Raw genomic sequence first — 23,512 nt, forward strand, 5'->3', positions numbered from 1 at the left:
AATTACAATTGTCCCAAAAGCTTTATCACAGAACTTTCCACCTTATTAACAGGAATCATCACCACTTCACCGGTTTTACGCACCCGGACCTCGACTTGCTCATTCGCCACAGCCTTCGCCCCGACGGTAATCCGCAAAGGGTAGCCAATCAGGTCAGCGTCCTTGAATTTGACCCCGGCGCGTTCAGGCCGGTCATCAATCACTGTTTCAATCCCCGCCTTAACAAGCCGGTCGTAGGTTTCTTCCGCCATGGCCGTCTGTTTTTCATCCTTGACGCTCACCGGTACGACTACAGCGTGAAACGGCGCTATGGCAACCGGCCAGATAATCCCGTCTTGATCATGGTTTTGCTCAATGGCGGCAGCCATCGTCCGGGTAACGCCAATACCGTAGCAACCCATTATAATCGCCTTTTTTAGGCCGCTCTCATCAAGGTAAGTGGCTCCCAATACCTTGCTATACTTATCCCCCAGCTTAAAAATCTGGCCTACTTCAATCCCCTTTGCCTCTTTCAGCGTCGAACCGCACCGGGGGCAAGGTTCACCGGCCTGCACCATCCTGATATCACTGACGATATCAACGTTAAAATCACGAACCGGGTTAACATTAATCAAATGAGCGTCATCCTTATTTGCCCCGGTAACAGCGTTGGTCAATGCGGAGATTTCCAAATCCGCGATTATTCTTACGCTTTTCAGATTTACCGGCCCGGCAAATCCAACCCGCGCGCCGGTTATGTTCTGTACCGTGGCTGCCCCGGCCAGCTTCAAATGCAAGCAATGCAAAGCGTTTGACAGCTTAATCTCATTGACGTCACGGTCACCTCTGACCAACACCGCGACAACTTCTTTTTCCGTTTCATATAGAAGTGTTTTTATGATCTTTTGCGGCGGCACATGTAAAAAATCAGCGACCTCTTCCACTGTATGGGCGCCGGGAGTCGGCACCTCGGCAAGCTGTTTCAAGTCCTCGCAGGGTTTGGCTGTGACATTGGGCTGCGCGGCCTTTTCCACATTGGCGGCATACCCGCATGCTTCCTTTTCACAAAATAGGATGGTAGCTTCCCCGGAATCGGCCAGTACCATAAACTCATGGGTATCACTGCCTCCAATTGCTCCGGAATCAGCTTCTACTGGTCTAAAGCGCAATCCGCACCGCCGGAATACCTGGGTATAGGCGTCGTGCATTTTTTGATAACTCACCTGCAAACCATGCTCATCCCGGTCGAATGAATAAAGATCTTTCATGATAAACTCCCGGCCGCGCAGCAAACCAAAACGCGGCCGCCGCTCATCCCGGTATTTATTTTGAATCTGGTATAGTAAAAGTGGCAGTTGCTTGTAAGAGCTTACCTCACCCCGCACCAGCGCGGTAATTATTTCTTCATGTGTGGGACCAAGGGCAAAATCCCGGTCATGCCGGTCCTTTAAACGGAAAAGTTCCGGTCCGTACACGTCCCAGCGGCCTGACTCCTGCCACAGCTCTGCGGATTGGATAATCGGCATCTGCAACTCCTGCCCGCCCTGGCGGTCCATTTCCTCCCGGATGATCTGATTAATCTTTTTTAACACACGCAGGGCCAGCGGCAGGTATGTGTATACCCCTGCCGCTTCCCGGCGGATAAAACCGGCCCGCAGTAACAGCTGGTGGCTGACTACTTCCGCTTCCGCAGGCACTTCTCTTAATGTAGGTGCAAATAACTCTGTCGTTCGCATAAAACTCCTCCAGACAGTATTTTCTTTCAAGGAGTCAGAATTCAGAATATTTAAAGACAATAAACCATTCTCTCATTCTGACTCCTGATTCCTGACTCCTGAATATTACAGCAATTCTACCTCTTTCAACAATTCTTCGACAAGCTTTGCTTCTACTACTTTCCGGATAACTTTCCCTTTACGGAAAATAATTCCCACTCCTTTACCGCCGGCAATGCCGATATCAGCCTCCCTGGCCTCGCCCGGGCCGTTAACCATGCATCCCATTACCGCCACTTTTAGCGGCTTGTCCAAGCCTTGAAGTTTTTCCTCCACTTCCTCCGCGATCTTTACCAGTTCGATCTGGGTACGTCCGCATGTGGGACAGGAGATAAGCTCCACACCCCGCTTGCGGATCCCCAGCGACTTTAAGATGTCAAGACCGGCCCTCACTTCGTGGCGGGGATCCCCGGTCAAAGATACTCTAATAGTATCGCCGATGCCTTCATTCAATAATATGCCGATGCCCACAGCGGACTTTATGGTCCCGTAACGGATGGTACCGGCCTCAGTAACCCCGATGTGAAAAGGATAGTCCGTCAAACCCGCCAGCAGGCGGTATGACTCCAGCATCAAAGGGATGTCAGAAGCTTTCAAAGATACTTTAATACTGGTATAATTTAATTCTTCAAGCATTTTTATGTGGCGCACGGCGCTTTCAACCATCGCCGCCGCGGTTACTCCGCCATCCCGCGCAAGCAGTTCTTTTTCCAGCGAGCCGGCGTTTACTCCAATGCGGATAGGCACATTCCTCTCCCTAGCCGCCGCCACCACTTCCTTAACTTTCTCACGCCCGCCGATATTACCCGGGTTTATTCTGAGTCCGTCGACACCCGCTCCGATCGCCGCAAGAGCCAGCCGGTAATCAAAGTGAATATCAGCGATCAGCGGTATATTAATCTCTTTTAGAATAAGAGGCAATGCCTCCGCCGCTTCCCGGTCAGGCACAGCGACCCGGATTATCTGGCAACCTCCGGCCGCCAGTTCATTGATCTGAGAAATGGTGGCGGGAATATCCCTGGTGTCGGTGTTCGTCATGGACTGCACACTTACCGGCGCCCCGCCGCCCACCTGTACCTTGCCGACAAAAACAGGTTTTGTAAGTCTTCTTTTCATCATTATTGCCCCGGCGCCTGGTTGAATATATATAACTGGAGAATATCATTATAAGTAATAACCACCATCAACAGCAGCAGCAGCCCGAGACCTACCAGGTGAATGTAATTTTCTTTTACCGGGTCTACCGGCCGGCCGCCAATCTTTTCCCAGGCCAGAAACAGAATCCGGCTGCCGTCCAGTGCCGGGATCGGAAAGAGGTTAAACAAACCTAAGTTAATACTTAAAAAAGCTGAAAGCTCCAGCAGGAAGAAAAAACCAACCTGCGCCGCCTTGCCAATTTCACTGACCACCCGCACCGGTCCGCCGAGTTCCGCCGGCACTTGCCCGAAAATCATTTTAGCAATGAAGTCAAGGATAGTGACTGTAATCCTTCCAGTCGTCTCTAATCCCAGTGCCAGAGACGGTATCAAACCCATTTTACGGTAGCTGTAAACCGACTTGACGCCAATTTTCCCCTGGCCGTTCTCATCTCTATAAGTATCTATATCATACTGTTTTTCAATACCATCCCGCGATATAGTCACAGCGATTCTTTCTTCCGGTCGCTCACTTATCCTGGTGACAATTTTCTCCCATTCCAAGTATTCTCCGTTAACAGCCACAATTTTATCTCCTGCGACAATACCGGCTTTTTCAGCTGGGGAACCGGGAATGACTGCTTCGATCTCAGTTGTTCCAACCTGTATACCTTGAAACATAAAGACAAAAGCCCACAAAGCCACCGCCAGAATAAAATTCATCAGCGGCCCGGCAAAAATAACAGCGACACGTTGCCCCACGGTTTTTTTATTAAATCCGCGCTCATCATCAGCTTCCTCCTCATTCGGGTCCATCCCGGCCATACGCACGAAACCACCCAGGGGTAATGCCCGCAGGTTGTAGGAAGTTTCCCCTTTAGGGATACCAAACAGCTTCGGCCCAAAGCCCAGGCTGAATTCATGAACCTTTATGCCAACCAGTTTGGCAATACTAAAGTGACCGAACTCGTGGAAAATAACCAGCATGCCAAACACAAATACCGAAGCGATAAAAGTCAGCAACAAACACACCACCTTGCATTATCATTGGAATCAAGCATTCAGAATTCAGCAGTCAGTATCCAGAATATTTCCAGGCGATAAACCATTCACTCATTCTGACTCATGACCACTGAGCGGTTACAAGGTTCTGATTAATGCGGCCCCAGTTTCCCTGGCCCAAGAGTCAGCCTCCATAATTTCTTCCAAACCAGGCTGTTTTGCCGTCAGATGCTTTTCCATCACTTCACCCACGATAAAGGGAATTGCCTGGAAAGGAATTCTTTTTTCCAAAAAAGAATTGACAGCTACCTCGTTGGCGGCATTAAGCACAGCGGGCAAGGTCCCCCCTGTTTTCCCGGCCTCAAAGGCAAGCTTTAAGGAAGGGAACCTCTCTATATCCGGCTCTTCAAAAGTCAATTCTTGCAAACGAGTCAATTTAAGCCTGGAACAACAGCCCGGCAGTCGCTCCGGATAAGTCAGGGCGTACTGTATAGGCAGCCGCATATCCGGCTGCCCCATCTGGGCTATAACCGACCCGTCCGAAAATTCAACTGCTGAATGAATAATGCTCTGAGGATGTATAACCACTTCTATTTGTTCGTAGCTTACCCCAAATAACCATTTTGCTTCAATAATCTCGAGCCCTTTATTCATTAAAGTGGCTGAATCAATAGTAATTTTATTGCCCATTTGCCAGTTTGGATGAGAAAGCGCCATATCAACAGTTACATTATCCAGCTGTTCTTTACTGAAATTACGAAACGGTCCGCCAGAAGCTGTTAAAATAATTTTTTCCACAGCCCCTCGCTCTTGACCGTTAAGACACTGCCAAATCGCTGAATGTTCGCTGTCAACCGGCAACAAAGCCGACTTCTTTTGCGCAGCCAACTCTATAACCAGATGTCCGGCAGCCACCAAGGTTTCCTTGTTAGCCAATGCGACATCCTTGCCTGCGCTAATCGCGGCAATAGTCGGATATATACCAAGCGCCCCGGTAACCGCAACCAGGACGATGTCAGCTTGCGGCAGCATGGCCAGGTTTTCCAGCCCGGACCTTCCCCAGGCCAAATCCGGAATCCCGCTCCAAACGAGCTCATCGCGTAAATTATTAAGCTCTTGTTCTCTTTCCAATACAACGGCATCCGGCCGGAACTCTCTGATTTGCCCGGCAAGGAGCTGCCAGTGCTTACCCGCCGCCAAACCTACTACTTTAAACCGGTCAGGCAACTGACGGATAACTTCAAGTGCCTGCCGGCCAATTGACCCTGTGCTGCCCAGGATAACAACTCTTTTCATGTCAGACTCCAATAATAATATTCAAGTACTCAGAATGCAGTAGTCAGTAATCAGAATTTAAAGATTTCAAAAAACGATAAGCTGTTTTTTTATTCTGACCCCTGAATGCTGACTTCTGACTCCTTAGTAGTTAATATCTGGTGTTCAGTAGTCAGCACTCAGAATAATTCAAAGACAATACACTGTTCTCTTATTCTGGCTACTGGCTACTGAATAAGTTATGCTTATTTTGTTTTGATATTTAAAATGCCCGATTTTAGCGCGGCCTGTACGCCAATAAGCAAGACCGGGCCAAGCACCAAACCCAAAACACCCATCAACTTTAATCCGGCATACATTGCCACTAGAGTCGCTAATGGATGCAAACCAAGACTTGCCGAAACGATTTTTGTTTCAAATATCTGTCTTATCAATACTACTACGGCGTATAAAATTGCCAGTTTGATTCCAAAACCCGTATCACCGGAGGCAAAGGACCATGCTAGCCAGGGCAGGTAAATACCCGCCGGTCCGAGAACAGGGATCAGATCAAAAAAGCCTATCAAAAGCCCCATGGTCAGGGCATATTTTGCGCCGATTATGTACAAACCTGTAATACTAATTATAGCAGTCATAGATATAAGAATGGCTTGAGCACGCAAGTAGCCTAAAAAGGCCGCTGATATTTCCCGCATAACCTCAACAGACTTTTCACCCCACGGTTCCGGAACGAAACGCAGCAATAACTGAACAATCAAATGGCGGTCCCGGGCTAAAAAATATGTGGCCAGCCCGCTCACCAACAAGACAGTGAGAGTGCCGGGTACCAATGAAATATACTGCAGTATTGAATTGACAACCCGAGTGATAAAACCTTCGATGTTCGCGGCAATACTGTTAATATTTTGTTCAAGTGAAGAAGTAACATATGGTGGCAGATTCACATAAAACGTCGTCGCCTTTTCGATTAAATCTTGAAAATAAACCCTTAAATCCGCTGCAATTCCGGGTAGGGAAACTGAAAGCTGAACCAACTCCGCAACAAGTTTCAAGGTTACTACCGTAAAGATAACACCAATTCCCCCAAAGACGATAAGCATGGCAATAAAAGTGGAAACGCCGCGGGGCAGCCTCCCCTTGTGCTGTAAAGCCACAATTATCGGCTCCATAATAATGCTAAAAACCAGCGCGATTATAAACGGCACCAGCACCGGCAATATATACTTAACAGCAATCATAACGATTAACGCAATTATTATCGCATAAATTAGCATAACTAGTTTTTTGGGCATTTACAGGCCACCTCAGCCAATAATAAATAGTCGTACGAAATAATATACCAAAGGAGCGGTAAACAGGGCGCTGTCAAATCGGTCAAGTATGCCGCCATGACCCGGAATTAAAGCGCTGGAGTCTTTCAGGCCGGCCTGCCTTTTAAACGCCGACTCAAGCAAATCACCCACACCGGCGGCAATTCCCAGCATAAAACCTAATAACAGCAGCTTGGGTAAAGGTAAAAACGGATAAACAATTCCAAACAAATAAGCGATAATAACACTTCCCAGAAGACCGCCGGAGGCTCCCTCCAGAGTTTTTTTAGGGCTTATCACCGGAGCGATTCGCTTTCTGCCGAAAGCTTTTCCGATAAAAAAAGCAAAAGTATCGCTGGCCCACGTACAGGCAAACATAAAAATAAGCCAGGTCCCCCCGTCGGGAAGGGTACTAATAAGATAAAAATAGCACATCAAGCCCACATAAAGCGTTCCCATCAGAGTACCCGCAATGTCCAGCAGTGAATAACGCGGGTAAAAAGCCACTATCGCGATAAGCTCCAGGAATAAAATGATAGTAATGGTAGGACCAGGATAGCCGTCATGATAAAGATATGCGCCGCCGAGCAATATTAAACCTCCGGCCTGGGCCAGCCAGAATGACGGTTTTATCCCCAATCGGGAAAGCATCTCCGACATTTCTCTCAACCCGAGAAAAACAATTATTCCAGTTAACAGCAACAATGGTATGCCTGCCTGCCAAACAGCCAGGACAATCAAGGGCACACCCACTAAGGCGCTAATAATTCTCTGCAGGAGCACGGCTTCACCAACCTGTCAGGCTGTTTTATATATGTTAAACATTCTGTTTTAAACCGCCAAAACGGCGCTCCCGCCGCTGATAGTCAACCAGGGCGCACAGCAAGTGATAGCGCCGGAATTCGGGCCATAATGTGGAAGTAAACCAAAATTCGGTATAAGCCATCTGCCATAATAAAAAATTGCTTATCCGGTAATCCCCGGAAGGCCGGATTAAAAGATCGGGCTCAGGCTGGCCGGCAGTATACAAGTGGTCTGAGAGCAAATCCGCGTCAATTTGACTGGCTTTATAACGACCTGTTTCTATACCGGTGGCGATTGCCCGGATGGCGTCGATAATTTCTGTGCGTCCCCCGTAATTCAAGGCGATGTTTAATATAAGCCTGTTATTTTCACAGGTTAATTTCACAGCATCAGCCAGGGCATCCCTGGCCGGTTGCGGCAATTCATTCAACCTGCCGATCGGGTTGACACGCACTCCTTTCTTATTAAGTTCTTTCTTTTCCTTATTAAGATACTCCACCAGTAAATCCATCAGAATAATTACTTCTTCCCGGGGTCTCTTCCAGTTTTCCGTAGAAAACGCATATATAGTCAACACCTGGATTCCCAATTCACAGCACAATTCAACTATATCCCTGAGGGTCTCCGCTCCCGCTCTGTGACCGGCGGTGCGCAGCAGCCCTTGCCTTTGCGCCCAGCGTCCATTTCCATCCATGATAATAGCAATATGCTTGGGCAATCTTTTTTTATCAATAATTTTTAGCAAGTCCTGCACTTCCAGCCCTGATTCATCAGACTCTCTCTTACGCCAAAAGTTGACAATTCGATTAATCATAGCAATAAAGCCCTCCAGAATCGCCGGTTGTACATATTTTACCATATAAACAACCCCCTCGTATAGGTGAGGGGGCTGGTCCATTACTCTTCAATAATAGCTCCAGTAGGACAGGCGTCTATGCAGACACCACAATTCTCACACTTTTCCGGATCGATTTTACAAGCATCATCTTCTTCAATAATTGCCTCATTCGGGCAGGAATCCAAGCATGTACCACATGCCACGCATTCATCAGTTATCTTGTAAGCCACCCTCACTACCTCCTTTCTTTGCATATTCGAAGACTGCAGTCAGCACTACTTCACCTGAAACAACAAAATTATATCGCACAACACGCAGTCTGTCACTAGATATCCACCCTCGAACAGGGCGGGTGATTAAAACATCGACAGCCAGCCCCAGTTCCTTGCAACGTTCAAGAGCATCGTCTAAAGGAAGACCAACGAGATCAAGGCGACCGTTCATCTAAACCTGCATTATCTCCTGTTCTTTTGTTGACAAAAGCTGGTCAATTTCTTTTACAAAACGATCGGTTATTTTCTGGACTTCATCCTGGCGGCGTTTTAATTCATCTTCAGACAACTTGCCCTCTTTTTGCGCCGCTTTAAGTTGTTCATTGGTGTCGCGGCGAATGTTTCGCACCGCCACCCGGCCTTCTTCCGCTTTTTTCTTAATAACCTTCATCAAATCAGCCCGCCTTTCCTGGGTCAGCTGAGGTATGGCAAGCCTGATTACCGTGCCGTCACTGGTAGGCGGAATGCCTAGATCGGATTTCATGATAGACCGCTCAATTTCGGGCAAAGAGTTTTTATCCCATGGCTGAATTACCAGGAGTCTGGCTTCTGGCACTGAAATATTAGCGAGTTGGTTGATAGGTGTCGGTGTACCGTAATAGTTGACCATAACCTTATCCAATAGCGCTGGTGTGGCACGACCTGCCCGCAAAGAGGCAAATTCTTTCTTTACTACCTCAACGGTTTTTTTCATGCTGCTTTCGGATTCACTAACAATCTCTTTTGCCATTAAACTCACCCCCGATATAAGTTCCTATTTTTTCTCCAAGGATCGCTTTTTTTATGTTTCCTTCTTTGTTTAAATTAAAAACAATTAACGGTATCTTGTTATCCATGCACAACGAAGCCGCAGTGGAATCCATAACACCAAGGCCACGGTTGATCATTTCGATATAGGAAAGTTCTTTGAATCTTTTTGCATCCGGGTTTTTCAGCGGGTCAGCATCATAAACGCCGTCCACTTGCTTCGCCATCAAAATAACCTGCGCCTCAATTTCAGCCGCCCGCAAGGCTGCGGTTGTATCGGTGGAAAAATACGGGTTGCCGGTACCAGCGGCAAAAATTACCACTCTGCCTTTCTCCATGTGTCTGATTGCGCGGCGCCTGATATAGGGTTCGGCCACCGCTCTCATTTCGATAGCAGTCTGAGTGCGTGTGTCGACCCCATGCTTTTGCAGAGCGTCTTGCAAGGCAAGGGAATTCATCACCGTAGCCAGCATTCCCATGTAATCAGCCGTTGCCCGGTCCATACCCTTGGCGCTGCCGGCAATCCCGCGCCAGAAATTTCCTGCCCCTACCACCACCGCCAATTGCACCCTGGATTCCATTACTTCTTTAACCTGTCTGGCGATAGTATTCACCACATCAGGATCTATACCATAACCCAAAGAGCCGGCCAGAGCTTCCCCGCTTAGCTTTAATACTATGCGCCAGTACTTCGGTGATACCATACAAGGCAAGCCTCCATTTAACGCATTTATTTGGATAAAAAATCATCCTCTTATAATAAATTATTTTCCTATATTACGTGTAGCTGCCTCAACTTCAGCGGCGAGATCATTCTGCCTTTTCTGAATTCCCTCGCCCAACTCATAGCGGGTAAAACGTCTGATATTAATATTTTCACCAATTTTCGCAATCTTTTCTGTCAGCATTTGTTTAACGGTAATATCCGGATCCTTGATAAAAGGCTGTTCCATTAAACATACTTCTTTATAGTATTTTTCTATACGGCCCGTCACCATTTTGTCAACTATTTTCTCCGGCTTGCCTTCGTTCAGCGCCTGGGCACGCAGTATAGAACGTTCTTTATCCACTATCTCCGCCGGTACGTCCTCCTTATTAACGTATTCGGGCTTTGCGGCAGCAATCTGCATTGCTATCTCCCTGACAAAAGCTTTGAATTCATCAGTTTTAGCCACAAAATCAGTTTCGCAATTCACCTCTACCATTACACCGATTCGTCCGGCTCCATGTATGTAAGATTCAATCAAACCTTCCGCGGCAATCCGGCCGGCTTTCTTTGCTGCGGCCGCCAATCCTTTTTCCCTAAGATAATCGGCAGCTTTTTCAATATCACCATTATTTTCACTAAGGGCTTTTTTACAGTCCATCATCCCCGCTCCGGTGCGCTCCCGCAGTTCTTTAACCAAACTGGCCGATATAGCAGACATAGTAAAGCTCCTCCTTTGTTAACATCTATTCATACTTATATATTATATCCAAAATTACCCTTAAAACATTCAAATAAGAACTTTTATGGAAGAAAGAAGGCAGGGGTTTCCCGAAAAAACAGCCCCCGCCTGGATATAGCTTATTCCGCTAATTGTTCTCCCTGCTTGCCTTCGAGAACAGCCTCCGCCATTTTACCTGTTAAGAGGCGAACCGCCCTGATTGCATCATCGTTTCCCGGGATAATATAATTCACCTCATCAGGGTCGCAGTTGGTATCTACAATGGCCACAATAGGGATGCCCAGCTTGCGCGCTTCCGCAACGGCAATACGCTCTTTGCGGGGGTCTACGACGAACAACGCTCCCGGCAGCCGTCGCATATCTTTAATGCCGCCTAAAAATTTTTGTAATTTTTCCTTCTCATGCATTAATTGGGCTACTTCTTTCTTTGGAAGAACTTCCATTGTCCCGTTTGCTTCCATGTTTTCCAGTTCATGCAGGCGGTCAATCCTGCGTCTGATAGTCTGGAAATTAGTGAGCATACCTCCAAGCCAGCGCTGATTCACATAAAACATACCGCAACGTTCTGCTTCTTCCCGCACCGACTCCTGGGCCTGCTTTTTCGTGCCGACAAAAAGAATAGAATCACCTTCAAGGGAAAGCTGTTTGACAAAATTATAAGCATCTTCCACTTTCTTGACCGTTTTCTGTAAATCTATGATATAGATGCCATTACGATCTGTAAAAATATAAGGAGCCATTTTAGGATTCCAGCGTCTTGTTTGATGTCCGAAGTGAACACCTGCCTCCAATAGCTGCTTCATAGATATTACACCCATCTGATAAACACCTCCCCCCGCTATGGTTTGTTCCTCCGCTGCCTTCATCTCCGGTAAGTCCCTAACCTGGGCACCCTTACCTGAATCCAGTAACGTGTGTAATTCACACTAAGCCGTATTCTACCATAAAAAACACCCCGGTGCAAGCCGGGGCGGCAATATTTTAAACACATCAGGATTACATTCCCTTATTTTTCGCAGTGCTGAGTTTTTCCAGTTCCTCCAATAAGTGTTCATTTAAAACATGGATATATGTGCCTTTCATGCCAAGAGACTTAGATTCGATAACACCCGCACTTTCAAATTTGCGCAAGGCATTTACTATAACAGATCTGGTGATGCCTACCCGATCGGCTATTTTGCTGGCTACCAGCAATCCTTCATCACCGCCGAGCTGCTCGAAAATATTCTGGATGGCGTCCAACTCGGAATATGACAAGGTGGCCAGGGCTATTTGCACAGCCGCGCGACTACGGGCATCCTCCTCAATTTTTTTAGCCCGCGAACGGAGTATTTCCAAAGCTACCACCGTTGCCGCGTACTCCCCTAAAATAAGGTCCTCATCAGTAAAGTGGCTGCCGAATCTAGCCAGTACCAGAGTGCCGAGACGGGAACCAGGTCCGGCGATTGGCACCATAGTAGTGATTTTATTGTTAAAACGACATGGTTGTTTTTGATTAAAAACACATGCGTTGCCAACCTGGCTGAAGTTAGCGGAGGTTTCATTTATTTTCATTAAATTCTCATTATACTCTTCGGGAAACCCACCGCGGCCTTCCACAATCTCTCTCATAATGTCACAAACCCAGCCTTTAAGATAAGAATATCCCAAAACTTTGCCACGCTGATCAAGTATATAAATACTTGCTTCAATATTCTTACTAAGAATACTGGAAACTATATTAAAATCTACAGCGTGTCCTACCGATTTCAAAACCAGTTTATTGATAGCGCGTGTCTTCGCGAGCAAGTTATGCATCCTTGTCGTTATGTCCTCCTTATAAAATATACCGACTCAAATCCTCATTCTTAACCACATCAACCAATTTTTCTACAACTTGTTCACGACCTATTTCAATTATTTTATTACTGAGCTCAGGCGCTTCAAAAGACAGATCTTCCAAAAGCTTTTCCAAGATTGTATGCAAGCGGCGAGCTCCAATATTCTCTGTTTGTTCATTAACAGTATAAGCTATTTTTGCGATTTCTTCAAGTGAATTTTTTGAAAATTTAACCGACAATCCTTCTGTGGCCAATAATTCGGTATACTGCTTAATCAGCGCGTTCCTGGGCTCTGTCAAAATCTGTTGAAAATCCTCACAGGTGAGGTTCTCAAGTTCAACACGGATCGGGAAACGTCCCTGAAGTTCCGGAATCAAATCTGACGGCTTGGAAATATGAAAGGCCCCTGCGGCAATAAATAAAATGTGGTCGGTTTTAACCGGACCGTACTTTGTTACAACAGTTGAGCCTTCAACAATCGGCAGGATATCACGCTGCACTCCGCCTCTGGATACATCCGGGCCATATCCTTCCCGTCCGGCGATTTTATCAATCTCGTCCAGGAAAACGATACCATCTTCTTCTACCCGTCTTATTGATTCTGACGTAACTTCATCCATGTCAATCAATCTTTGTGCTTCCTGCTGCACCAGGATCTTTCTGGCGTCCCCCACGGTTACTTTACGCTTGCGTTTTTTCTTCGGCAAAAAACCACCGAGCATATCCTGAATATTAACACCCATTTCCTCCATGCCCGAACCGGTAAATACCTCCACCATAGGAGGTTTGTTATCCTCGACTTCAATCTGCACGATTTCATTTTCCAGTTGGCCTTTTGCCAGCTTTTCCTTCAACATGTCTCTTTCAAAATCGATCCGTTTGAACTTTTGGTCCTGGGGGGTGTCGCTCTGTTCATTAGGTTTTGCGGCGCCAAAAAGCATTTCCAGAGGATTGCGCGGCGGAGATTCCGGTACCGGATACGGCGCCAGCAGTTCAATTATTTTCTCTTCGGCGATCTTCATAGCTTTACTCTCTACTTCCACCAGTTTATCCTGCTTGACCATTCTGATCGCCGTTTCCACAAGGTCCCTGATCATGCTCTCAACATCCCTGCCGACATATCCTACCTCGGTAAACTTCGTCGCTTCCACTTTGACGAAAGGAGCCTTTACCAGCTTGGCCAGGCGGCGGGCTATTTCGGTCTTGCCAACGCCGGTCGGACCGATCATTAAGATATTTTTCGGGATTACTTCATCCCTGAAATCTTCAGGCAACTTTTTGCGCCGGTAGCGGTTGCGCAAGGCCACGGCAACAGCTTTTTTAGCCTTTCCCTGACCAACGATATATCTGTCAAGTTCTTCAACAATGCGCCGCGGTGTTAGCTCTTCCATTTCTTAACCTCCCATATCGGTCGTCTGATGCCAGATATCTGACGTTAGAATATGACGTTAGAATATTTATAAAACATAATTACTATTCAGGTATTCAGTATGCTTCTAGACGATAAACCATCCCACATTCTGACTCCTGACTCCTAAGTTATTACGAGACACATTATACTTCTTCAACAATGATATTGTCATTGGTATACACACATATTTCCGCGGCTATGGCCAGCGCCTCCCCGGCAACTTCGCCGGCGTTCAGCTGAGTGTGCCTGAGCAGAGCGCGCGCCGCCGCCAACGCGTATGGACCTCCGGAACCGATAGCCGCCACACCGTCGTCAGGTTCGATTACCTCGCCCCCTCCGGATATGATCAACAAATCTTCCTTGCCGGCCACAATCAAAAGCGCTTCCAGACGACGCAAAATCTTATCAGTACGCCACTCCTTCGCCAATTCAACTGCCGCCCGCTGCAAGTTGCCGTGGTATTCCTCCAGCCTCCCCTCGAACTTTTCAAACAAGGTAAAGGCATCCGCAACGGAACCGGCAAATCCGGCCACGACTTTATCTTTATACAGTCGCCTTATTTTCCTGGCTCCTTTTTTCATAACCGTATTCTGGCCGAAAGTAACCTGCCCGTCACCGGCGACTGCTACTTTCCCATCCTTTTTTACCGCAACAATTGTCGTAGCGTGAAACATTGTCATACTCCCTTCACCTTAAGAATCAATAATGCAAGCAACGGTCCGCAAACCGCTAACTCACTCCTCCGCCCGGGGATGGGCTTTTCGATAAACTTGCTTCAATCTCTCACCCGTAACATGTGTATAAATCTGTGTGCTGGACAGGCTGATATGGCCAAGCATTTCCTGAACTGAACGAAGATCCGCCCCGGCGTTCAATAAATGAGTGGCAAAGGAATGGCGGAGCGTGTGCGGGCTTATTTTCCTTTCAATACTGACCTTTTTTACATACTTGTCAACTATTTTACGTACTCCCCGCTCTGATAGCCTTTCACCCCACCGGTTAAGAAAAACAGCACTATTCAAAGATAAGGACGGTATTTTAGCGGCAAACATGGTTTCAGCGTGAGCCTGCTCAGCGCCTTTCGTTTTTCTGCCGGAAGCGATACTCAATAATTGCAGGCGGGCATCCTTTAAGTAACGCGACAGAGCGTTTACCGCCTGCGAGCCTAAAGGCACCAGCCTTTCACGCGCTCTTTTACCCATTACCCGGACGTACCCCGCGCCAAGGTCCAGATCACCTTGATTCAGGGATACCAGTTCGTTAATCCGCAACCCTCCGGCGTACAGGGTCTCCAGGATTGCCCGGTCACGCATCCCCAGCGAATTCCCCGAATCAGGCGCTTCTACCAGCAGTTTTGCCTCATTTTCATACAAAAAACGAGGCAAGCGCTTATCCAAACGAGGGTTGGACAGCTTTGCCACAGGGTTTTCCTCAACTATTTCCTCCCGCTTCAAGTAGCGGTAAAACGACCGCCAGGCCGCCAGGCGCCTGGCAATGGTAGCTCGCGAAAGGCCTTTTTTTTGCGAGTAAGCAAGGAAGCTGCGAAAAATTCGGTGGTCCAGGTCCGCCGGGTGAATAACGCAATCTTTTTTATTAATCTGACGAGAAATAAACTCCAAGCCATGAAACAAGTCTTTCTGGTAGTTTTCCACTGTTTTCGGAGAGGCATTTTTTTCTGTTTTCAAGTAAATTAAAAAGTTGTCAATGTAGCTGTACATGGCAATCCCTTTTTAAACAACGGCTTCTTTGAACTTCTTTATAGATTCCAGCGCTTTTTCGGCAATCAACCGGTAGCGCTCTTTTTTATCCTTGATTTTTGCCTTTTGGCTGAGGAAAAGACCGAAAGTGATATTCATCGGCTGAAAATGAGACGGATCAGCGGTAGTAATGTAATACGCCAATGAACCGTGCGCGCTCTCCCGCGGGAAAGCAACCGGTTCCCTGCCGCTAACCAGCAGCGCCGCGTTTATCCCTGCCATCAAACCGGATGCCGCAGACTCGACATATCCTTCCACACCGGTTATTTGGCCGGCGAAAAAAAGGGACAGTCGTTTTTTACACTGGAAAGTAGGCAACAACAATACCGGGGCGTTAATAAACGTGTTCCTGTGCATCACTCCGAACCTGGCGAATTCCGCGCTTTCAAGCCCGGGAATTAGCCGGAAAACCCGGCTCTGCTCGTTCCATTTCAGAGCGGTCTGGCAACCTACCAGATTAAACAATGTTCCTTCAATATTATCCTGTCTTAATTGTACAACCGCATAAGGTCTCCTGCCTGTGCGCGGGTCAGTCAAGCCGACTGGTTTGAGCGGTCCGTATAAAAGAGTTTCCTGGCCGCGCGCCGCCAAAGCTTCTACAGGCATACATCCTTCAAAATGTTTCTCCTGCTCAAATGCATGCCGCGGCGCCTTCGCGGCATGCACCAGGTCATTCCAAAATATTTCATACTCTTCCTTGTTCATCGGGCAGTTTAAGTAAGCCGCCTCGCCTTTATCATAACGGCTGGAACGAAATATCTTCTCCATATTTAAAGATTCATACGTTACAATTGGAGCGACAGCGTCATAAAAATACAAATACTCTTCTCCGGTATACTCTCTAATGCTCCTTGCCATGGCTTCCGCCGTGAGCGGCCCGGTGGCCAAGATAACCACCCCGTCTTTAGGAATCCGCAGAATCTCTTCACGGTTAATTTCCACCATGGGATGCGCGGACAATTTCTCAGTAACCCGGCCGGCAAAAGTATCGCGGTCAACGGCGAGCGCGCCGCCGGCCGGTACTTTTGTTTCTCCGGCGCACTCCATAATGAGAGAATCAAGCAGGCGCATCTCTTCTTTCAAAAGACCGACCGCGTTTGTCAAAGCAGCCGCGCGCAAGGAATTGCTGCAAACCAGTTCCGCAAAATCCCCCGTGCGATGCACAGGTGTCTGCCTGCCCGGCCTCATTTCATACAGCCTGACTCTTACTCCCCGGTTTGCCAATTGCCAGGCTGCCTCGGCTCCGGCCAGACCTGCTCCGACAACGGTTACCACCCGTTCTTCCATTATTCCTCCCTTGTTTCCTTGAACAGCCGCGTCAATAAATTATACCTTATTGCGACAATATTTCTTTGCCGGTTACTTTGTTTTTCGGGTTTTTCTTCACTCTGCTCTTACCTTTATTACTTGAGACAACCTTATGGCTGCATTTTTCATTTATACAGCGCAGGTTTATTTTGTTCCCGGCCCCTTTTTTTTCAACCATCAAGCCGCCGCAAGCGGGGCACTTTTCTTTCGCTGGCTGATCCCAGATGGTAAAATCACATTCCGGGTAGCGGCTGCAACCGTAGAACTTTCTCCCTTTTTTTGAGCGCCGGGCAACCAGTTCTCCCTCACAGCGCGGGCAGCCAACACCGGTCGGTTCTAACAACGGCCTTGTGCTGCGGCATTCCGGAAAGCCCGGACAGGCTAAAAACTTGCCGTAACGGCCCATTTTGATCACCATATTGCGCCCGCATTGCTCACAAATTTCATCCGTGACTTGGTCTGCCACCTGAACACGGCCAATCTCTTTATCCGCTTTTAGCAGAGTCTGATTAAACGGGGTATAGAACTTGTCAAGAACTTGAACCCAGTTGACCGTGCCTTCTTCAATTCTGTCCAGATCCTCTTCCATACCCGCGGTAAACTCAATGTCAATTATATTTAAAAAATGTTTCTTTAATAAGTCAACCACTGTCGCGCCCAATTCCGTAGGGTAAAGCTGTTTTTTATCCCTAACCACGTAACCTCTCTTAATAACGGTCTCAACAATGGGAGCATAGGTGCTCGGCCTTCCTATGCCTTTTTCCTCCAAGGTCTTCACCAGCGTCGCGTCCGTGTAACGCGGCGGCGGCTGGGTGAAATGTTGTTTTGGCGTTAAGGAACGCGCTTCCACACTTTCCCCTTCGCGCAACTCCGGAAGCAGTTTTTCCTCATCTTTTTCTCCATCATCCCTGCTCTCGGTATAAACTTTCATAAAGCCCGGGAATTTTATTATTGAGCCAGTGGCCCGGAATACATAATCCCCGGCGCTTATTTCAATACTGGTTGTATCAAAAACAGCCGGACTCATCTGGCTGGCCAAAAAACGGGACCAGATCAGTTTGTAGAGCTTATACTGATCATTAGTCAGGAAACTTTTAATTGAGTCCGGCTCCCTGTTAATCGAAGTCGGACGAATAGCCTCATGAGCATCCTGGACCTTGCCTTTTCCCGCTGTTTTTGCAGCATACCTGCCTACATAACTTGCCCCGAACCGTTCACGCAGATAATCATGCGCTTCACCGCGGGCTGTTTCCGACACCCTGGTAGAGTCGGTGCGGATATACGTTACCAGGCCGGAGGTTCCTTCCTTCCCGAGATCAAGCCCCTCATAAAGCTGCTGGGCAATCATCATGGTTTTCCTTGAAGTAAAATTCAGCTTCCGGTACGCCTCTTGCTGAAGGGTGCTTGTGATAAAAGGCGGCGCGGGCCTGCGGTTTTTTTCCTTACGGGCGACTTTAGTTACGGTATAATCCGCGCCTTTAAGGTTTGCCAAGACTTCCCGTACCTTTTCCTCGTTGCCTATTTCAATTTTTTCCCCTAAATAGCGAAACAATCTCCCTTCAAAAGGGGCGTTTCCCGTTTTTATAAAACTACCGGTAAGAGTCCAGTATTCCTCCGGTTCGAAAGATTCTATTTCCTCTTCACGGTCACAAATCAACCTGACGGCCACCGATTGAACCCGTCCCGCACTGAGCCCTTTCTTGACTTTCCGCCATAGCAGCGGACTTAAATTATAGCCTACCAGTCTGTCGAGAATGCGTCTGGCTTGTTGCGCGTTCACCAGATCGGCGTCAATCACCCTGGGATGCGTCACGGCGTTCCGAATGGCTTGCTTGGTTATCTCGTTAAACTCAATACGGCAAGGCTCATTATCAGGTATTTCGAGAATGTTCTGGAGATGCCAGGCAATGGCTTCCCCTTCCCGGTCGGGGTCGGAGGCAATCAACACCTGGTCCGCTTTTTTCTCAGCCGCCCGCAAATCCTTAATAGTATTGCCTTTGCCCCGTATAGTAATATATTTCGGGTTGAATCCGTTTGATATGTCAACCCCAAACTGGCTTTTGGGCAAATCGCGCACATGCCCCATGGAAGCCTTAACCATATATTTTTTACCCAGAAACTTGCTTATCGTTTTTGCTTTTGCCGGGGATTCTACGATTACCAAAGTTTTTGACAAACAACACACCTCATTTTATATCACCTGGCTTTTATTGCCACCTATTATAGCATATTTTTAAAAAACTAATCTATCCCACCAATCTTTTATAACATATTCCGGCCCGTCCGGGTATAAAATTTACCCGGCAACTGCCTGGTCAAACCTTTTATTTCCAGATACATTAAAGCCGCCATAACTTTTTGGGGGACAAGCCCGGACTGGTTAATCAATTCATCCAGGGAAACCGGCTCTAGAGAAAGCAAGCGGTACAGCGCTTCTTCCTCCTTACTCATTTTTACCAAACTTTCACCATCTGAATCCGGGAGTGGAAAAAGTTTATCCATGCCGAGTTCATCAAGGATATCACCAGCGCCTTCAACCAGCCTGGCCCCTTGTTTAATCAAGCGGTGCGGTCCCCGGCTCAGGGGACTGACCACATTCCCCGGCACCGCCATGACATCGCGGCCCTGTTCCAGGGCAAAATCCGCCGTAATCAGGGCGCCGCTTCTCTCACCGGCTTCCACCACCACAGTGCCGAGAGACAAACCGCTGATAATACGGTTGCGGGCCGGGAAATGCCAGGCTTCAGGCGGTGATCCGGGAGGAAACTCACTAATTACGGCTCCTTTTTCCATTATCTGCTCCATAATTCTTTTGTTTTCCCTGGGATAAACTATATCCGGCCCGCAGCCAAGGACGGCAATAGTTCTGCCGCAGCCTGCCAAGGCTCCCTTATGCGCGATGGTATCAATCCCTCTGGCCATACCGCTAACAACAGTTATCCCTACGGCGGCCAAATCCCTTGCCAGCTTTTCCGCCACCAGCTGGCCGTAGGATGAGGGTTTCCGTGCTCCCACCACCGCCACGGCGAGGTCATCGGCGGCTTTCAGGAAACCCCGCACAAAAATTACCGGAGGAGGGTCATAAATTGAAAGCAACTTTCCGGGATAACCAGGTTCGTTGTGGCAAACGAAGGAAATTCCGGCAGATGATAATTTAGCGGCCAGCTCATCAAGCTCCAGCCCGGCTTTGCGCCGGGCCAAGCCGGCCGCTCCTTCAGCACCCACCCCCGGTGCTCCCGCCAACTCTTGAGCGGTTGCCTCCCACGCCGCCTTCACCGAGCCGAAATATTCGATAAGCGACCAAACACGCTTACCCGAACCAGGCAAAAGATACTGCCATCCCAACCAGTATATTCTGTCTTCCAAAAGTTTTCTCCCCCCGGCATTTCTTTCGCCCTTCTTTTCGGGGTAAAGACAACATCTTCCTGCTTTTCGGCAAAATTTTATTTTAGCACGGGTAATTAACAGGTAAAAAGGATGCCAGGAAGCATCCCTTTTCAATTAACGCTATACCATGTAAATTAAATTCTCATCTTCTGCTGGCGCCGCCTTGAGCGGCACGGCTGTTTTTTAATGTTATGTCCTAAAACAAAATGTTTTTTGTTTACTGCAATGGTTGTGTAGATGTTGACGAAGCCGGTTGGGCAGCAGAATTTGCCTTGACCTCCACCTGGGATTCACCACAGCCCAACATCGACTGAATTTGTGAAAGCAAATGCGGCGCCATGTCGATTAAACGATCAGCCAGCATATTCCCGTCCACCGGGAGCATTCTCACCTGCCCATTGCCGACGACCAGAAAACCAATTGGTTTTACTGAAACTCCCGCGCCGCTCCCGCCTCCAAAAGCGGGTCCTTGCGCATCTCCTTCACTCTGCTTGGCATCCCGGCCGGATTCAAAATTGCCGCCTCCCGCCACAAAGCCGCAGGCGACACGCGAAACAGGAATGATTACTGTTCCATCCGGCGCCTCGACAGGATCGCCAACAACCGTATTAACATCCACCATTTCTCTGATACTTTCCATGGCCGTTTTCATTAATCCTTCAATAGGATGGTTTTCGGGCATACTGTCCCCCACATTTCTTTTTCTAAATAATCTTTCCTTTAAAAAAAGTAAATATACGACTATTTATACTTCTACATCAACCCCTAATATTCGACAGATGATAACAATATATTTCCTTGACTTGGTTAATTTTACATATTACATTATTAATGTCTTAATAAAAAAACTTCTTATTAGATTTTCTAGTGGATTCTATAGAAATTAAAATTTCCACTCAAAATTAGAAAGAGGTATTAAGTTTGAAACCACACCTAACAGAAGCGGATAAAGGACACAAAAAGGAACCGTAACGAAGTTACAGTAATTGGGGAAGGCATGTGGAACACTACTAAGAAGCGATAACGCCATCGGAATCCACGACCAGAAAGCCGTGACGCTGAACAAAAGCGACAGCCTGCTCAATGGTAAAAGCCCGGTTAGCGGGGAGGGATACCACCTTTCTATAGAGATTGGGGTTGTAGACTTCGGATTTTTTGAGGATGGCGTAGATCGCGGTCAACAACATCCTGCAAATGGCAATGATGGCTTTCTTGTGCCCACGACGCTTTTTGAGCGCAAGATAACGGTTTTTGATTTCGGGGTGCTTGTCTGACTTGCAGACGGTAAGAGCACACTGAACCAGAAGCGGCTTTATGTAAGCTCCGGAACGGGCAATGCGTGTACTCTTCTTCTTGCCGGCACTCTCATTGTTCTGCGGAACAAGACCAGCCCATGAGCAAAGGTGCTTGGCCGTTGGGAACACGGACATATCCACGCCGATTTCCGCGATAATGGAGATAGCGGAAAACAGTTGGATACCCGGAACGGTCATGACCAGCTCGATTTGAGCGAGGAACTGTTCAGCAAGCGAGAGAATGACGGATTCAAGATTGCTCTTGCAAAGCTCCAAGCTATCCATGTGGGAACGGATGATTTTGAGCTTTTGAGCCTGCTCGGAGCACATCAAGCCGTCGATGGCAGCCTGAACCTTTGCCGGAGAAGCCTTGCAGCGGCGGTCCATAAACGGAGCGACGTCAAAACTGCCGTCGGGATGCAGCAAGAGCTGATCGGTGATAGCGGAAGCGCTTTTGCCGAAAACGTCGGAAAACACATCATCCAGCTTGATGTTGGAAACGGTCAGACAGTTCTGGGCACGGTTTTTCTCGCCAACGGAGAAGTTGGTCAGCTTGCCGCGATAGCGCATGAGATCGCGGAGCTGCCGGATGGCAAAGGGCGGGATAAAGCTGCCGGAAACGAGGTCGTGCTTAAAGATGTCGGCGATCCACTTTGCGTCCCGAATATCAGTTTTCTTGCCGCGGATGGCTTTGACGTATTTGGGATGAGCGAGAACCACTGTACAGGTCGATTCGAGCATGTTGTAGACGGGAATCCAGTATTTCCCCGTAGACTCCATGCAACATCCCGGCATTCATGATCCGCAAGCCATTGCGCAAGCAGGCGGAGGTCACCTGAGAAGGTGGAAAACCGGCGCCGTTTGTAAGTCGTAATGCCCTTGTCGTCGGTTGTCGCGATACAAGCGACGACGAAGGACTTGTGGACGTCGATTCCACAGCAGACCGGGTAAACGATTTTGAGTGCCATATTCGACCTCCTCGCAAAAGAATGCGAGGATACCGACAGGGACTGACCGCTCGCACAAAAAACGAGTAGCGTCTTTACAAAGATAAGTTTACGGGCTCTATGTCCCACTTATTTGTGCTTCAATGAGCGGTCGACACACATAGATATTCGGTCAGCGAAACGCTGGGCCCACTCACCTCCGCGTGCTCTGTAGTATGCCGGTATCCTCGCTGATATTGTACAACAAACTTCAGCAAGGGCCGACGGTTTCATCCCGTTTTGTGCCTTTCGCAGAAAGGAATGGTCATAGATATGACACCACTTAGGATTATAGCTACTATCGATGAGACAGTAATATTAATGTCAATCTGCTCTATCTTAAATGAAATGGATAGCATTGAACTTGTGGGAACGGCAAACAATGCATCAGATACTCTTAAGCTTGTCAAAGAACGAGAACCGGACCTGGTTTTGTTGGACACTAAACTGCACGACATGGAAGGTATAGAACTAGTGGAAAAGCTGCGTAATGAAAAGCCAAATTTGTATATTGTATTCATTACAGCACAAAAGAAATATTTACATGAAGCCCTCCGCCTTTATGCATACGGTTATATTACAAAGCCAATAAAAAAAGAGCGGGTGAAGGATACAATCCGGTGCATTCAACAGGCAATGCAAATACCAAAAATCAGCCCGGCTAACTCTGTTATCTAATCGCAAACATCCAGGATGATAATAAACCTCGGTAATGAACGAGTATTTTTAAACTATGATGATATTTATTACCTGGAAAAACATGGGCGCGACACCCTTATCCATTGCGTTTACGGAAAATTAAAAACACGTGATGTTGGGGCTACCGGCGTCGAAGTTTCTGTCCAGGATATTCGGCGCCACCGGCAGATTGTGCTTAGAGTCAGTGGTGACCTTAAATTTGCGCTTTTGGATAGCTTGGATGCCGGCTTCTCTCATTAGCCGTTCGACTCTCTTTTTGCCAC

The 23,512-nt window shown here is 47.7% G+C and carries 23 protein-coding genes and 1 pseudogene; 1 reads left to right on the forward strand and 23 read right to left on the reverse strand.

Going from position 1 to position 23,512, the window contains the following annotated elements:
- Positions 1-2: 2 nt before the first annotated feature.
- The 22 genes and pseudogenes from L9W92_RS06845 to L9W92_RS06950 form a co-directional block, all read right to left on the reverse strand.
- A complete protein-coding gene (locus L9W92_RS06845; protein ID WP_240083001.1) occupies positions 3-1,715 on the reverse strand; it encodes a proline--tRNA ligase in 1,713 nt (570 codons plus the stop codon).
- 105 nt (positions 1,716-1,820) lie between these two features.
- Positions 1,821-2,870, reverse strand: coding sequence for a flavodoxin-dependent (E)-4-hydroxy-3-methylbut-2-enyl-diphosphate synthase (gene ispG / locus L9W92_RS06850; protein ID WP_282442312.1), 1,050 nt, complete (start codon positions 2,868-2,870; stop codon positions 1,821-1,823).
- A gap of 2 nt (positions 2,871-2,872) precedes the next feature.
- Positions 2,873-3,913, reverse strand: a complete 1,041-nt coding sequence (rseP, locus tag L9W92_RS06855) for an RIP metalloprotease RseP (RefSeq protein ID WP_240083003.1) — start codon at positions 3,911-3,913, stop codon at positions 2,873-2,875.
- 117 nt (positions 3,914-4,030) lie between these two features.
- Positions 4,031-5,188, reverse strand: a complete 1,158-nt coding sequence (locus L9W92_RS06860) for a 1-deoxy-D-xylulose-5-phosphate reductoisomerase (RefSeq protein WP_240083004.1) — start codon at positions 5,186-5,188, stop codon at positions 4,031-4,033.
- A gap of 224 nt (positions 5,189-5,412) precedes the next feature.
- The gene (gene ytvI / locus L9W92_RS06865) at positions 5,413-6,459 is read right to left on the reverse strand and encodes a sporulation integral membrane protein YtvI (RefSeq protein WP_240083005.1); all 1,047 of its coding nucleotides are present in this window, start codon (positions 6,457-6,459) and stop codon (positions 5,413-5,415) included.
- A gap of 12 nt (positions 6,460-6,471) precedes the next feature.
- Positions 6,472-7,260, reverse strand: a complete 789-nt coding sequence (locus L9W92_RS06870; protein ID WP_240083006.1) for a phosphatidate cytidylyltransferase — start codon at positions 7,258-7,260, stop codon at positions 6,472-6,474.
- Positions 7,261-7,294: 34 nt separating this feature from the next.
- A complete protein-coding gene (gene uppS / locus L9W92_RS06875) occupies positions 7,295-8,095 on the reverse strand; it encodes an undecaprenyl pyrophosphate synthase (protein WP_240083072.1) in 801 nt (266 codons plus the stop codon).
- Positions 8,096-8,178: 83 nt separating this feature from the next.
- On the reverse strand, positions 8,179-8,349 hold the full coding sequence (fdxA, locus tag L9W92_RS06880) for a 4Fe-4S ferredoxin (protein ID WP_240083007.1): 171 nt from the start codon (positions 8,347-8,349) through the stop codon (positions 8,179-8,181).
- Positions 8,330-8,563: a hypothetical protein gene (locus L9W92_RS06885; RefSeq protein ID WP_240083008.1), complete on the reverse strand. Its 234-nt coding sequence runs from the start codon at positions 8,561-8,563 to the stop codon at positions 8,330-8,332. The genes fdxA and L9W92_RS06885 overlap by 20 nt, the downstream gene beginning before the upstream one ends.
- Positions 8,564-9,121 carry a ribosome recycling factor gene (frr, locus tag L9W92_RS06890; RefSeq protein ID WP_240083009.1) on the reverse strand — a complete coding sequence of 186 codons (558 nt, stop codon included), beginning with the start codon at positions 9,119-9,121 and terminating at the stop codon, positions 8,564-8,566.
- On the reverse strand, positions 9,102-9,842 hold the full coding sequence (pyrH, locus tag L9W92_RS06895) for a UMP kinase (protein ID WP_240083010.1): 741 nt from the start codon (positions 9,840-9,842) through the stop codon (positions 9,102-9,104). The genes frr and pyrH overlap by 20 nt, the downstream gene beginning before the upstream one ends.
- Before the next feature lie 60 nt (positions 9,843-9,902).
- A complete protein-coding gene (gene tsf, locus L9W92_RS06900) occupies positions 9,903-10,565 on the reverse strand; it encodes a translation elongation factor Ts (protein WP_240083011.1) in 663 nt (220 codons plus the stop codon).
- Between the two features lie 140 nt (positions 10,566-10,705).
- Entirely contained in the window at positions 10,706-11,404 is a 699-nt protein-coding gene (gene rpsB / locus L9W92_RS06905) for a 30S ribosomal protein S2 (protein WP_240083012.1), read from the reverse strand.
- Positions 11,405-11,582: 178 nt separating this feature from the next.
- Positions 11,583-12,383 carry a GTP-sensing pleiotropic transcriptional regulator CodY gene (codY, locus tag L9W92_RS06910; protein ID WP_240083013.1) on the reverse strand — a complete coding sequence of 267 codons (801 nt, stop codon included), beginning with the start codon at positions 12,381-12,383 and terminating at the stop codon, positions 11,583-11,585.
- Between the two features lie 19 nt (positions 12,384-12,402).
- Positions 12,403-13,797, reverse strand: a complete 1,395-nt coding sequence (gene hslU, locus L9W92_RS06915; RefSeq protein WP_240083014.1) for an ATP-dependent protease ATPase subunit HslU — start codon at positions 13,795-13,797, stop codon at positions 12,403-12,405.
- Positions 13,798-13,960: 163 nt separating this feature from the next.
- Complete coding sequence (gene hslV, locus L9W92_RS06920; protein WP_282442313.1) at positions 13,961-14,491, reverse strand: ATP-dependent protease subunit HslV; 531 nt, start codon at positions 14,489-14,491, stop codon at positions 13,961-13,963.
- Positions 14,492-14,551: 60 nt separating this feature from the next.
- Entirely contained in the window at positions 14,552-15,535 is a 984-nt protein-coding gene (xerC, locus tag L9W92_RS06925) for a tyrosine recombinase XerC (RefSeq protein WP_240083016.1), read from the reverse strand.
- 12 nt (positions 15,536-15,547) lie between these two features.
- Positions 15,548-16,861, reverse strand: a complete 1,314-nt coding sequence (gene trmFO / locus L9W92_RS06930) for a methylenetetrahydrofolate--tRNA-(uracil(54)-C(5))-methyltransferase (FADH(2)-oxidizing) TrmFO (protein WP_240083017.1) — start codon at positions 16,859-16,861, stop codon at positions 15,548-15,550.
- A 46-nt stretch (positions 16,862-16,907) separates the two neighbouring features.
- Positions 16,908-19,058: a type I DNA topoisomerase gene (gene topA, locus L9W92_RS06935; protein WP_240083018.1), complete on the reverse strand. Its 2,151-nt coding sequence runs from the start codon at positions 19,056-19,058 to the stop codon at positions 16,908-16,910.
- Between the two features lie 86 nt (positions 19,059-19,144).
- Positions 19,145-20,248, reverse strand: coding sequence for a DNA-processing protein DprA (dprA, locus tag L9W92_RS06940; protein WP_240083019.1), 1,104 nt, complete (start codon positions 20,246-20,248; stop codon positions 19,145-19,147).
- A gap of 238 nt (positions 20,249-20,486) precedes the next feature.
- A complete protein-coding gene (gene ytfJ / locus L9W92_RS06945; protein ID WP_240083020.1) occupies positions 20,487-20,951 on the reverse strand; it encodes a GerW family sporulation protein in 465 nt (154 codons plus the stop codon).
- A gap of 328 nt (positions 20,952-21,279) precedes the next feature.
- A pseudogene (locus L9W92_RS06950) lies at positions 21,280-22,532 on the reverse strand (IS110 family RNA-guided transposase).
- A gap of 279 nt (positions 22,533-22,811) precedes the next feature.
- On the opposite strand from L9W92_RS06950, the gene L9W92_RS06955 reads away from it, so the two are divergent.
- Positions 22,812-23,228 carry a LytR/AlgR family response regulator transcription factor gene (locus L9W92_RS06955; RefSeq protein ID WP_240083021.1) on the forward strand — a complete coding sequence of 139 codons (417 nt, stop codon included), beginning with the start codon at positions 22,812-22,814 and terminating at the stop codon, positions 23,226-23,228.
- Positions 23,229-23,348: 120 nt separating this feature from the next.
- Here L9W92_RS06955 and L9W92_RS19305 read toward each other — a convergent pair whose 3' ends face one another.
- Positions 23,349-23,486, reverse strand: coding sequence for a hypothetical protein (locus L9W92_RS19305; protein ID WP_376741794.1), 138 nt, complete (start codon positions 23,484-23,486; stop codon positions 23,349-23,351).
- Between the last annotated feature and the right edge of the window lie 26 nt (positions 23,487-23,512).

The organism is Pelotomaculum terephthalicicum JT, assembly GCF_022410535.1.
In the GTDB taxonomy this organism is placed as follows: domain Bacteria; phylum Bacillota; class Desulfotomaculia; order Desulfotomaculales; family Pelotomaculaceae; genus Pelotomaculum_D; species Pelotomaculum_D terephthalicicum.